This is a genomic window from Aeromonas sp. 603404 (assembly GCF_049171775.1).
GTDB classification, from domain to species: domain Bacteria; phylum Pseudomonadota; class Gammaproteobacteria; order Enterobacterales; family Aeromonadaceae; genus Aeromonas; species Aeromonas veronii_A.
The window spans coordinates 1-12275 of the sequence record NZ_JAAKPE010000019.1; the positions used below are offsets into that span (position 1 = coordinate 1).

Annotated in this window: 9 protein-coding genes; 5 read left to right on the top strand and 4 right to left on the bottom strand. The window is 60.1% G+C overall.

Going from position 1 to position 12275, the window contains the following annotated elements:
* Positions 1-198 precede the first annotated feature (198 nt).
* From hemG to pepQ, 4 genes are read right to left on the bottom strand one after another with little or no spacing between them, the layout of a single operon-like run.
* Positions 199-723: a menaquinone-dependent protoporphyrinogen IX dehydrogenase gene (gene hemG / locus G5306_RS19120; RefSeq protein ID WP_005339483.1), complete on the bottom strand. Its 525-nt coding sequence runs from the start codon at positions 721-723 to the stop codon at positions 199-201.
* Between the two features lie 7 nt (positions 724-730).
* Positions 731-2188, bottom strand: coding sequence for a TrkH family potassium uptake protein (locus tag G5306_RS19125; RefSeq protein WP_005339482.1), 1458 nt, complete (start codon positions 2186-2188; stop codon positions 731-733).
* A gap of 36 nt (positions 2189-2224) precedes the next feature.
* Positions 2225-2842 (bottom strand): YigZ family protein, encoded by a 618-nt coding sequence (locus G5306_RS19130; protein WP_151285710.1) that lies wholly within the window; start codon positions 2840-2842, stop codon positions 2225-2227.
* Positions 2842-4164, bottom strand: a complete 1323-nt coding sequence (pepQ, locus tag G5306_RS19135; RefSeq protein ID WP_129504971.1) for a Xaa-Pro dipeptidase — start codon at positions 4162-4164, stop codon at positions 2842-2844. Before pepQ ends, G5306_RS19130 begins: the two co-directional genes overlap by 1 nt.
* A gap of 191 nt (positions 4165-4355) precedes the next feature.
* Between pepQ and G5306_RS19140 the strand changes: the two genes are divergently transcribed.
* From G5306_RS19140 to G5306_RS19160, 5 genes are all read left to right on the top strand, one after another.
* Positions 4356-6293, top strand: coding sequence for an acetoacetate--CoA ligase (locus G5306_RS19140; protein WP_421313482.1), 1938 nt, complete (start codon positions 4356-4358; stop codon positions 6291-6293).
* 204 nt (positions 6294-6497) lie between these two features.
* Entirely contained in the window at positions 6498-8645 is a 2148-nt protein-coding gene (gene fadB / locus G5306_RS19145) for a fatty acid oxidation complex subunit alpha FadB (RefSeq protein WP_421313484.1), read from the top strand.
* Positions 8646-8666: 21 nt separating this feature from the next.
* Positions 8667-9830 (top strand): acetyl-CoA C-acyltransferase FadA, encoded by a 1164-nt coding sequence (fadA, locus tag G5306_RS19150; RefSeq protein WP_005355952.1) that lies wholly within the window; start codon positions 8667-8669, stop codon positions 9828-9830.
* A 278-nt stretch (positions 9831-10108) separates the two neighbouring features.
* Entirely contained in the window at positions 10109-10831 is a 723-nt protein-coding gene (locus G5306_RS19155; protein WP_005339475.1) for a response regulator, read from the top strand.
* Positions 10828-12273, top strand: a complete 1446-nt coding sequence (locus G5306_RS19160) for an ATP-binding protein (protein WP_206876510.1) — start codon at positions 10828-10830, stop codon at positions 12271-12273. The genes G5306_RS19155 and G5306_RS19160 overlap by 4 nt, the downstream gene beginning before the upstream one ends.
* The last annotated feature ends 2 nt before the right edge of the window (positions 12274-12275 follow it).

Consider the following 12275-nt stretch of genomic DNA (forward strand, 5'->3'; position numbering starts at 1 on the left):
GAAGCTGGCTCATCAGTCCGGCGTGTTCCGCCGTGCTGGTAGGGGCGCATTATAGGGAGCCGCGCCGGGATGACAAGAGGAAAACTGCAAAAAATGGCATTTTTTACAACTTTCAGGTTTAACCGTTGTTTTATTAAACAAAAGCCCCGCATCGGCGGGGCTGTTTCGGGCAAAAAAACCTTAATTCACATCACACAGCTACCTTTTTGACCAGAATTCGCGTGCAAAGCTGCGCACCTTTTCCCAATCGGTAAATTCAATGTCCTTACTGGTGTCTGTACTGCCACCGGTAATCTTCATGATCAGCTGGATGATGCGCGTCTGCCACCAGTTATAGCGGGAATATTGCAGCGCACCGGCAAACACCCCCAGGGTTTTCGGCTTCCAGGGGGAGAGGCGCAGGAACTTCTTCATATAAGCATTGGTTTGCGGCGTCTGCTTCTCTGGCTTGCGGGCCGTCAGGTTGACACAGAAGAAGGCCGCATTGGCCACCTCCAGCTGCTCCTGATGAGCGTGAATAAAGCTGAACAAGCTGGGGTGGAAGTTGCCATAACGAATGGAGGCGCCGATCAAGACCTTGGCATACTTGCTGAGGTTGCACATCGGCAAGGTATGCAGGTCATGCATCACCACTTCGCATCCCGGCATCTGCTCCAGCATGACATCGACTATTTTGCGGGTTTGGCCATCCCGAGAGGAATAAAGCACCAGAATCTTGTCCATAACAACCTCAACTACGCCAGAATGCAGGAGTAAACAGTACCAGAAGCGTAAAAATTTCCAATCGACCAAACAACATAGCCAACACCAGTACCCACTGGGCCGCCGGCGAGATATTGCCGAAGTTGGCTGATACCTCTCCCAAACCCGGGCCTACGTTGGTGAAAGCCGCAGCCACAGCGGTGAATGCGGTCACTTCGTTCAGTCCCGTCATCAGCAAAAGCAACATGAACATAAAGAAGAGAATAATATAGGTGGCGAAGTAGCCCCACACCGCCTCGACGATGCGCTCGGGCACCGCCCGATTCCCCAGCTTCAAGGTATAGATGGCTCTGGGGTGAACCAGCCGCTTCAACTCGCGCATCCCCTGCATGAACAGGATCATAAAACGCATCACCTTGATGCCACCGCCGGTACTGCCCGCACAACAGCCGATAAAGGCGGAAAACATCAGCAGCATGGGCAGGAACGAGGGCCAGTCGGCATAGGTAGTGGTGCTGTAGCCGGTGGTGGTACCCAGAGAGACCGCCTGAAACAACCCGTGGTTGAGCGCCTCTTGCCAGGTGGCGTAGTGTCCGTGGGTCAGCAAGGCGACAAAGCAGATCATCACCAGAGTCGCCTGGATGGCCAGAAACACCTTGAGTTCAGAATCGTAAAGGTAGCGACCGAGCCGCACCGGGCGGTGAGAGAAGACGGTAAAGTGGAGCGCAAAGTTCACGCTGGCCAGCAGCAGGAACACCACGGTAATCAGGTTGATGACCGGACTGTTGAAGAAACCGATGCTGGCGTCGTGAGTGGAGAAGCCACCGACCGACAGGGTCGAGAACGAATGGCAGACCGCATCGAACAGCGTCATTCCGGCGAGCCAGTATGCCAAGGCACAGAGCGCGGTGAGCAGCAGATAGATGAACCAGAGCGCCTTGGCCGTTTCGGCGATGCGCGGCGTCACCTTGGTATCCTTAACCGGCCCCGGGATCTCGGCGCGATAGAGCTGCATGCCCCCGATCCCCAGCAGCGGCAGAATGGCCACTGCCAGTACGATGATCCCCATGCCCCCCAGCCACTGCAGCAGCTGGCGATAGAACAGAAACGCCTTGGGCAGATTATCGAGCCCGGTCAGTACCGTTGCGCCAGTGGTGGTCAGGCCGGAAAAAGATTCGAAGAAGGCCTCCGAGACCGACATATCCGGCACATCGCTCATGATGAAGGGCACCGCCCCCACACTGCCCAGCACGGTCCAGAACAGCACCACGATGAGGAAACCCTCTTTCGAGCGCATCTCCTTCTTGTGATAGCGATTGGGAAACCAGAGCACCACACCGAGCAGCAGGGCGATCAGAAAAGAGCTGACGAACTCGGCACCACCACCATCCCGATAGCCAAAGGCCACCAGTGCAGGCAACAGCATGGTCGAGCTGAACAGCGCAACCAGCAGGCCAACAATGCGAATAATGCTCAGAATGTGCATTACAGCTCCCTTTCCCCAATTAAAGAGCGATGGATTCTAGCCATCTAAGGGGCTGAGGGATACCCGCCCATGAGTCCGGTCGGTCAATTCACGGTCCACCTGAGCCCAAACCGAGGACTCCCACGCCACCTGCAAGGTGACCTGCTGACCGTAATCGGCCGCCAGCAATTCGCCATTATGGCTGCTGATCAGCGACTCGACAGTCCCCATGTCACCGTAATCGCAGTGAATGAGAGAGGGAGTGCGTGGCACCTTGAGCAGGGTGGGCAGTTGCTTGAGGGCGGCACCGACGCCGCCCCCATAGGCTTTGACCAGTCCACCGGTGCCAAGCTGGATGCCGCCGTAGTAACGCACTACCACGGCGCAGATTTCACCGAGCCCCGAGCCCATCAACTGGGCCAGGATCGGCTTGCCCGCCGTACCGGAAGGTTCGCCGTCATCGCTGAAGCCATAAACCTGACTATCTTGTGGCGCACCAGCCACAAACGCCCAGCAGTGGTGGCGAGCGGCCGGATGTTGGCGTTTGATCTCGTTGACCCACCCCTTGGCCACCTCGACGGTCGGGGTGTGGGCGATCAGGGTAATGAAGCGGCTCTTCTTTATCTCTTCGGTCAACTCCAGCGGGGCAGCCGGAATGGAGTACGCAGCCGCCATCAGAGCCCTGCTTGTCTGGTCATGTTCTCCACCCCGTTGGCGTGCAGCACCACGTTGTCTTCGATGCGGATGCCGCCGAACGGACGCAGCGCTTCCACCTTGTTCCAGTTGACCCGCTTGCCCTGTTCGCCCTGACGCAGCGGCTCCAGCAAACTGTCGATGAAGTAGAGCCCCGGCTCGATGGTGAACACCTGACCCACCTCCATCACCCGGGTGCAGCGCAGATAGGGGAACAGCTCTGGCGCCGCCAGATGGGTGCCGCGCTCATCCTGCATGAAACCACCCGCATCGTGCACCTGCAAACCGAGGAAGTGGCCGAGGCCGTGAGGGAAGAAGACGTTGGTCACCCCGGTGTTGATCATCTCGTCTACCGACATATCCACCAGCTCGGTCGCTTGCAGCAGGCGCGCCAGCTTGTGGTGCATCTGCAGATGCAGCTCGCTGTAGCGGCGACCCGGTTTGATCTCCTTGATGATCTCCTGCTGCTGCTCGTCGAGGGCTGCAATCAGATCGGCAAACTCGCCACGACGCCACGCCCAGGTACGGGTGATGTCGGAGGCATAACCGTGGAAATCGACGCCCGCATCGATCAGGAAGGAGTGGCGCTCCGCATCCGGCACCCGCACGGCAGACAAATGAGTGTAGTGAAGGATGGCCGCATTGCGGTTGATGGCGACGATATTGCCGTAGGGCGCCTCATTGGCCCCCTGCCCGACCGCCTTCATGTAGGCCAGATTAATCTCGAACTCGCTCGCCCCCGCCATAAAAGAGTCCTTGGCGGCGATATGGCCGCGAACCCCGATCCGGTTCGCCTCGCGCAGACACTCCAGCTCGTAGGGGGTCTTGTAGGCGCGGTGATAGTGCAGGTAGTTGAGCACCGCCTCCGGATTGGGCTGGGTCAGCCCCAGCAGCTCGGCCACTTCCAGATGGCCCCCCAGATAGGCCCACTCCTGCTTGTTGGCAGGTAGATGGTCGGCCACCTGTTCCGGCCGGGTCAGGAAACGAATATCGAAGAACTCGACCCAGAAGGCATTGGGCAGATCCGCCACCTTGTGCCAGAAATCCACCGGGCGGTAGAACAGCAATACCGGTTTGTTCACCCCGTCCACCAGCAGCCAGCAGTGGGGATTGTCCAGCACCGGCAACCAGGCTTTGAAATGCGGGTTTACCTTGAACGGGTAATCCTGATCATCGAGGAAGATGCGGTGAGTCTGGCCGGAGTGGATGGCCAGTCCGCTGAGCCCCTGTTGTTGCAGAATATCGCGGGTGCGCTGCTGCAAGGTATCGAGGTGCTGGGCAAAAAGTTGGCTGTAGCTGCTCATGGCGTCCTGCTCCGAGGTGAATGTGATTGCAGCATAACATCAAGCGCTTGGCGGCTCGACCCGTCAAGCTGCCGCTTCGTGAGGTAACGCATACGTTACAAACGTGTTTGTTATCAACAGAAAACCAATTATTAACAAATCAAAAACAATTCAATACACTGCCGGTAGATACATGAAGTCAGGGATTACTCATGGACAACCTCTGCCTGTGGCAACCGGATCCGCTCGGGATGCAGCAATCCAACCTCTACCGTTTTATGGCGGAGGTGAACCGTTTCCACGGCTTGCAGTTGCAGAACTATCCGCAGCTTTACCAATGGTCGGTGGAGAAGACCACCCGTTTCTGGCCGCTGGTATGGCAGCACTGCGGCGTCAAGGGCGAGCTCGGCAACATAGTGGCGGAAAACCGTCAGGATATGCAGCGCACCCGCTGGTTCCCCGATAGCCGCCTCAACTTCGCCGAAAACCTGCTGCGCCGCCAAGACGAGAGCCCGGCCATCATCTCCCGCATCGAAGGGAGCCCAAGCCGCACCCTGAGCTGGCGTGAGCTGGGGGAACAGGTTGCCCGGCTGGCTCAATGGCTGCGCAATCAGGGGATTGGTCGTGGCGATGTGGTTGCCGCCTATCTGCCCAATATTCCGGAAACCGTGGTTGCCATGCTGGCAACCACCAGCCTCGGGGCGATCTGGACCTCCACCAGCCCCGACTTTGGCGAGGCTAGCGTGGTAGAGCGCTTCGGCCAGACCCAGCCGCGAGTGCTGTTTGCGGTGGATGGCTATCGCTACAACGGCAAGGCTATCGACATTCAACAGAAAGTCGCCAGCGTGGTGAGCCAGTTAGGCTGCATAGAGCAGACGGTGATGATCCCGCTGCTCGGCAACCCGTTGCAGCTTGGCCACGACTGGCAACAAGTGCTAGCGAGCCAGCCGGACGCCAGCCTCCAGTTCGAGTCCATGGCTTTCAACGACCCGCTCTACATCCTCTACTCCTCCGGCACCACCGGCAAACCCAAGTGCATCGTGCACGGCATCGGCGGCACCCTGCTGCAACACCTGAAAGAGCACCAGCTGCACTGCGACATCAAGCCGGGGGAGCGGATCTTCTACTTCACCACCTGCGGCTGGATGATGTGGAACTGGCTGGTGAGCGCCCTCGCCTCCGGCGCCACCCTGGTGCTCTATGACGGCTCGCCGTTTTACCCGGATGGCAATGTGCTGTGGGATCTGGCCCGCGACGAGCAGGTCAGCTTGTTCGGCACCTCGGCCAAGTATCTCGATGCACTGCACAAGCAGGGTTATGCCCCCATCAAGAGCCACGACTTGCCGCACTTGCGGCTGATCTGCAGCACCGGCTCTGTGCTGTCGCCGGAGGGATTTGACTACGTCTACCAGCAGATCAAGCAGGATGTGCAGCTCAGTTCCATATCAGGCGGCACAGATATCTGCTCCTGCTTCGTCATCGGCAACCCGCTCAGCCCTGTCTATCGCGGCGAGAGTCAGGGACGCGGCCTCGGTCTCGCGGTGCAGGTATTCAACGAAGCGGGCCAGCCGGTGCAGGGGGAGAAGGGCGAGCTGGTCTGCACCAAGCCGTTCCCGGCCCAGCCCATCTATTTCTGGGGGGATGAGAGCGGCGACAAGTACCACGCAGCCTACTTCGAGCGCTTTGACAACATCTGGTGCCACGGCGACTGGATCGAACTGACCCCGACCGGCGGCATTCTGTTCTACGGCCGCTCCGACGCCACCCTCAATCCGGGCGGCGTGCGCATCGGCACCAGCGAGATCTACCGCTATGTCGAACAGCTGGACGAGGTGGAGGAGAGCATCGTCATCGGCCAGCAGTGGCAGCAAGACGAGCGGGTGGTGCTGTTCGTCAAGCTCAAGGTGGGTTGCAAGCTGGATGAGCCGCTGCGCGAGCGGATCCGCCAGCAAATAAAGCAGCACTGCACCGCCCGCCACGTGCCCGCCCGCATCCTGCAGGTGGATGCCATCCCCCGCACCAAGTCAGGCAAGATTGTCGAACTTGCAGTGCGGGAAGTGGTACACAACCGGCCGGTCAACAACACCCATGCCCTCGCCGATCCCGAGGTGCTTAACCAGTATCGCAACCGACCTGAACTGGCCAGCTGATGACAAACTCACATCTATCCGAGGCGCCACAAGGCTCCTCTTTTTTGCCCGTTTTGTGATGAGGAGCTTTTACTCGAGAACTGTTAAACAAATGTTTTAAATAGGTGTTGAAAATGTCTCCTTTTGGATCAATAGTGAGCCTCGCCCCCTGCTGGGGATTAAGGAGCACCACTCCCCACTGAGTGGGAACAAGGAGACACTCTCATGATCTACCAAGGCGAAACCCTGTCGGTCAGCTACCTCGAAAACGGCATTGCCGAGCTGAGGTTTGATGCCCCGGGTTCAGTCAACAAGCTGGATCGCGCTACCCTGCTCTCCCTGAGCGAAGCGATCGCCGCATTACAACAAGAACGTGAACTAAAAGGTCTGATCCTCACCTCCGGCAAAGACGCCTTTATCGTCGGTGCCGACATTACCGAATTCCTGGAACTGTTCGATCTGCCGCAAGAAGATCTGCTCGGTTGGCTGAAAAAGGCCAACGACATCTTCAACGCCATCGAAGATCTGCCCGTTCCAACCCTCTCAGCCATCAAGGGCCACGCTCTGGGCGGCGGCTGCGAGACCATTCTCTCCACCGACTTCCGTCTGGCCGACACCACCGCCAAGATTGGCTTGCCCGAGACCAAACTCGGCATCATGCCGGGCTTTGGCGGCACAGTTCGTCTGCCACGAGTGATCGGTGCCGACAACGCGCTGGAGTGGATCACCACCGGTAAGGATTACCGTGCCGATGACGCCCTCAAGGTCGGTGCCATCGATGCCGTGGTCGCCCCGGGCGCACTGCAGAGCGCTGCGCTGCAGATGATCAAGGACGCCATCGCGGGCAAGCTGGACTGGCAGAGCCGTCGCGCCGCCAAAAAAGCGCCGCTGCGCCTCTCCAAACTGGAAGCCATGATGAGCTTCACCACCGCCGCCGGCATGGTTGCCGCCGTGGCGGGCAAACACTATCCGGCACCGATGACTACGGTGAAAACCGTCGAGGCCGCCGCAGGTATGGGCCGTGACGAAGCTCTGGTCGTTGAAGCACAGGGCTTTATCAAGCTGGCCAAGACCGATGTCGCCAAGGCACTGGTCGGTATCTTCCTCAACGATCAGCACATCAAGGCGCTGGCCAAGAAGGCGGCCAAGCAGGCAAGCAAGGCCACTGGCCACGCCGCCGTACTGGGTGCCGGCATCATGGGGGGCGGCATCGCCTACCAATCTGCCAGCAAGGGCATTCCGGCGGTGATGAAGGACATCAACGAGAAGGCGCTGGCACTTGGCATGGGTGAAGCCACCAAGCTGCTCAACGGCCAGCTCGAAAAGGGCCGCATCGATGGCATCAAGATGGGCCAGGTGCTCTCTGCCATCACTCCGACCCTCAGCTATGACAACGTCAAGCATGTGGACGTCGTGGTCGAAGCCGTGGTCGAGAATCCCAAGGTGAAAGCCGCCGTACTGGGCGAAGTGGAAGGGATCATCGGCGAAGACGCCGTGCTCGCCAGCAACACCTCCACCATTCCCATCTCCCTGCTGGCCAAGGGGCTGAAGCGCCCGCAGAACTTCTGCGGCATGCACTTCTTCAACCCGGTGCACCGCATGCCATTGGTGGAAATCATCCGCGGCGAACAGACCTCCGATGAAACCATCAACCGCGTGGTGGCCTACGCCGCCGCCATGGGCAAGTCCCCGGTGGTGGTCAACGACTGCCCGGGCTTCTTCGTCAACCGCGTGCTGTTCCCCTACTTCTTCGGCTTCAACAAGCTGGTCGCCGATGGCGCCGACTTCGCCGCCGTCGACAAGGTGATGGAGAAAGAGTTCGGCTGGCCGATGGGCCCCGCCTACCTGCTGGACGTAGTCGGTATCGACACCGGTCACCATGCCGGTGACGTGATGGCGCAAGGCTTCCCGGCGCGGATGAGCAAGGAAAGCCGCACCGCCATCGACGTGATGTACGAAGTGAACCGCTTCGGTCAGAAGAACGGCAAGGGCTTCTACGCCTACGAGCAGGACAAGAAGGGCAAGCCGAAGAAGGTGGCCGACGCCGCCAGCTACGAGCTGCTGGCTCCCATTGCCAAGCCGAAACAGGATTTCGACAAGGACGCCATCATCGCCCGCATGATGATCCCGATGATCAACGAGGTGGTGCTCTGTCTGGAAGAGGGCATTGTCGCCACGCCAGCCGAAGCCGACATCGCACTGGTCTACGGTCTGGGCTTCCCTCCCTTCCGCGGCGGCGTGTTCCGCTATCTGGACACTATCGGTCTGGATCGCTACGTGGCCATGGCCGACCAGTATGCCGACTTGGGCCCGCTCTACCGCGTCAGCGACAAGCTGCGCGAGATGGCCGCCCAGGGCAAAACCTTCTACTGATTGCGGAAAGGAGATCCATTCATGAAAGACGTAGTCATTGTCGACTGTATCCGGACCCCGATGGGCCGGTCCAAGGGCGGCGCCTTCCGCAACGTGCGTGCAGAAGATCTGTCCGCGCACCTGATGAAATCCATCCTGCTGCGCAACCCCAACCTCGACCCGAACGAGATCGAGGATATCTACTGGGGCTGCGTGCAGCAGACCCTGGAGCAGGGCTTCAACATCGCCCGCAACGCCGCGCTGCTGGCCGGTATTCCGAAGCAGGTGGGGGCGGTCACCGTCAACCGCCTGTGCGGCTCAAGTATGCAGGCGCTGCACGACGCCTCCCGCGCCATTCAGGTAGGTGATGGGGATATCTTCATCATCGGCGGCGTCGAGCACATGGGTCACGTACCGATGAGCCACGGCGTCGACTTCCACCCCGGCATGGCCAAGTCGGTGGCGAAAGCCTCCGGCATGATGGGGTTGACCGCCGAGATGCTAGGCAAGCTGCACGGCATCAGCCGCCAGCAGCAGGACGAGTTTGCCGCCCGCTCCCATCGCCGCGCTCACGCCGCCACCGTGGAAGGGCGCTTTGCCAAGGAGATCGTCGGGCTGGAAGGCCATGACGCCAGCGGCGCCCGCTTCTTCTACGACTACGACGAGGTGATTCGCCCGGAGACCACGGTCGAAACCCTGAGCCAGCTGCGCCCGGTGTTTGACCCGGTCAACGGCACCGTCACCGCCGGCAGCTCCTCGGCCCTGTCAGATGGCGCCGCCGCCATGCTGGTGATGAGCGCGGATCGCGCCAAGGCCCTCGGCCTCACGCCGCGCGCCAAGGTGCGCGCCATGGCCATCGCCGGCTGTGACGCCGCCATCATGGGTTACGGCCCGGTGCCGGCGACCCAGAAGGCGCTCAAGCGTGCCGGTCTGACTGTCGGTGATATCGACCTGTTCGAGCTGAACGAGGCGTTTGCCGCCCAGTCCCTGCCCTGCGTGAAGGATCTGGGTCTGCAGGATCAGGTGGACGAGAAGGTGAACCTGAACGGCGGCGCCATTGCGCTGGGCCACCCGCTCGGCTGCTCCGGCGCCCGCATCTCCACCACCCTCATCAATCTGATGGAGGAGAAGGATGCCACCCTGGGGGTTGCCACCATGTGTATCGGTCTGGGTCAGGGCATCGCCACCGTGTTTGAACGGGTGTGATAACCAACCGGATCGACGGGATGCACTACTGAGAGTTGTCCCTTTTCGGGGCCAGTCTGACTGGCCCCTTTTCAAGTCTGTGACGAACGCCACACGGGGTGCTCGTCAGTGGTCAGAAGCTGTCTGTTGGCCGTCCCGTTTGGGTCGGCCTTTTTTCGTTTTAATCTTATCAATAGGCTGTTATTGCCTTAAACCTCACATTAGATAGGGGGCTTGCTTGCTTTTTACTCCCCCGACAGGTTCAATCTGCACAAAAAAATGGGTGGATGCACATACATATGTCAATGAGCAAACAACTGCTGATCGTCGATGACGACCAAGAGATCCGCGAGCTGCTCAATGAGTACCTGACCCGGGCGGGCTTTCAGGTATTGACGGCGGCGGAGGGCAACGAGATGCGCCAGCAACTCGCCCAGCACAGCCCGGACCTGATTATTCTGGACATCATGATGCCCGGCGAGGACGGTTTTACCCTCTGCCAGCAGATCCGTCGTGACTCCCAGGTGCCCATCATCATGCTGACCGCCGCCTCCGACGAAGCGGATCGGGTGATCGGTCTGGAACTCGGTGCCGACGACTATATCGCCAAGCCGTTCAGCCCCCGCGAACTGCAGGCCCGCATCAAGGCGCTGCTGCGCCGCGCCGAATTCCGCCAGCCGGAAAAAGAGAAAGAACCAAGCCGCCGCCTGCGTTTTGCCGAGTGGACCCTCGACACCCTGAGCCACCAGCTGACCCATGATGATGGCAGCCTGCTGGATCTCTCCGGCAGCGATGCCATGCTGCTCGGCATGTTCCTGCAACAGCCCGGCGTGGTGCTGGATCGGGACACCATCTCGGATGCCACCCGCGGCCGCGAAAGCCTGCCGATGGAGCGCGGCATCGACGTACAAATCAGCCGTCTGCGCCAGAAGCTGGGCGACAACGGCAAGAGCCCGCGCATCATCAAGACCATCCGCGGTAGCGGCTACATGCTGATCGCCGAAGTGCACGAGCTGCCATGAGCAACAAGTGGTCCTGGGGGGCGCTGGTGCCCCGCTCCCTGTTGTCACGGATGATCCTGCTGCTGTTGCTGGCCATCCTGCTCTCCCAGACCATTCTGACCGGCATCTGGATGCAGCAGATCCAGAAGCGGGAGCTGGAGGGGATGCTCAGCACCACCCGCAACCTCGCCATGTCTGCCGCCTCCACCGTCAATTTCTTCAAATCCCTGCCGCTGCAGTATCGCCATATCGCGCTGGACCAGCTGCGCAACATGGGGGGCAGCCGCTTCTTCGTCTCGCTCAATGAGGAAGAGATCCACATCAACGCCATCCCCGACAGCGAACGCAAGACGCAGGTGCTGGAGGAGGTACAGGGCGTGCTGACCCGCAAGCTCTCCGATGCCATGGCGATCAAGGTGGACTTCTCCCGCCCTGATGACCTCCACGTCTTCAACAACGACACCCTGCTGGCGGATCTCCCCTCCTCCTGGGCCCGTTACACCCTGTCGCTGGAGCCGCTCAATCCGCCGGTGCTGGTGACCCAGATCGAGATTGAAAAGGGGGAGTGGCTCTATCTGGCGGCCCTGCTGCCCGCCCCCTACATGACCCTCGACGATACCGTGATGCCGAGCAACCAGGTGCGTTTCATCGCTCTGATGACGGTGTTCCTCTGCTTCTTCACCTTTATGCTGGTGCGCTGGCAGACCCGCCCGCTGCGCCGCCTCGCCAAGGCGGCGGTGAATCTCGGCAAGGATATCGATCAGCCTTCGCTCAAGGAGGAAGGAGCGTCGGAAATCGTGGCTGCGACCCGCGCCTTCAACATCATGCAACACCGCATTCGTCGCTATATCGACGATAGAGAGCGGCTGTTCAGCTCGATTTCCCACGACCTCAAGACCCCCATCACCCGGCTGCGGCTGCGGGTCGAACTGCTCGATGACGAGGTACAGATCGCCAAGTTCAACAAGGATCTCGACGAGCTGGAGCTGATGGTGAAAGGGGCGCTGCAGACGGTCAAAGAGACCGACATTCACGAGAATATCGAGGAGATCGACATCAACGCCCTGCTTGAGCAGATGGCGGAATCGATGAACCTGCACGACGAGCGGCTGACCATCGAAGGGCACTGCAAGTGGCCCTACCGCGGCAAGCTGCTGGCGCTCAAGCGCTGCATCGGCAATCTGGTGGACAACGGCATCAAGTACGGCCAGAAGGTGCGCATCATCATCATGGATGACGAGGAGATGCTGATCCTCTTCATCATGGATGAGGGCCCCGGCCTGCCGGACGATCAGTTCGAGCGCATTTTCGAACCCTATTACCGGCTCAGCACGGATCAGACCGGCACCGGCCTCGGTCTTGGCATCGCCCGCAACATCGCCCACGCCCACGGCGGCGATCTGGTGCTGGAAAACCGTCCGCAAGGTGGCCTGCAGGCCACGCTCTCCCTACCAAGGCAGTAACC

What these genes read in the sequence shown, in the direction of transcription:
- hemG (WP_005339483.1), bottom strand. Translation starts at nt 723, where the DNA reads ATGGACAAGATTCTGGTGCTTTATTCCTCTCGGGATGGCCAAACCCGC.
- G5306_RS19125 (WP_005339482.1), bottom strand. Translation starts at nt 2,188, where the DNA reads ATGCACATTCTGAGCATTATTCGCATTGTTGGCCTGCTGGTTGCGCTG.
- G5306_RS19130 (WP_151285710.1), bottom strand. Translation starts at nt 2,842, where the DNA reads ATGGCGGCTGCGTACTCCATTCCGGCTGCCCCGCTGGAGTTGACCGAA.
- pepQ (WP_129504971.1), bottom strand. Translation starts at nt 4,164, where the DNA reads ATGAGCAGCTACAGCCAACTTTTTGCCCAGCACCTCGATACCTTGCAG.
- G5306_RS19140 (WP_421313482.1), top strand. Translation starts at nt 4,356, where the DNA reads ATGGACAACCTCTGCCTGTGGCAACCGGATCCGCTCGGGATGCAGCAA.
- fadB (WP_421313484.1), top strand. Translation starts at nt 6,498, where the DNA reads ATGATCTACCAAGGCGAAACCCTGTCGGTCAGCTACCTCGAAAACGGC.
- fadA (WP_005355952.1), top strand. Translation starts at nt 8,667, where the DNA reads ATGAAAGACGTAGTCATTGTCGACTGTATCCGGACCCCGATGGGCCGG.
- G5306_RS19155 (WP_005339475.1), top strand. Translation starts at nt 10,109, where the DNA reads ATGTCAATGAGCAAACAACTGCTGATCGTCGATGACGACCAAGAGATC.
- G5306_RS19160 (WP_206876510.1), top strand. Translation starts at nt 10,828, where the DNA reads ATGAGCAACAAGTGGTCCTGGGGGGCGCTGGTGCCCCGCTCCCTGTTG.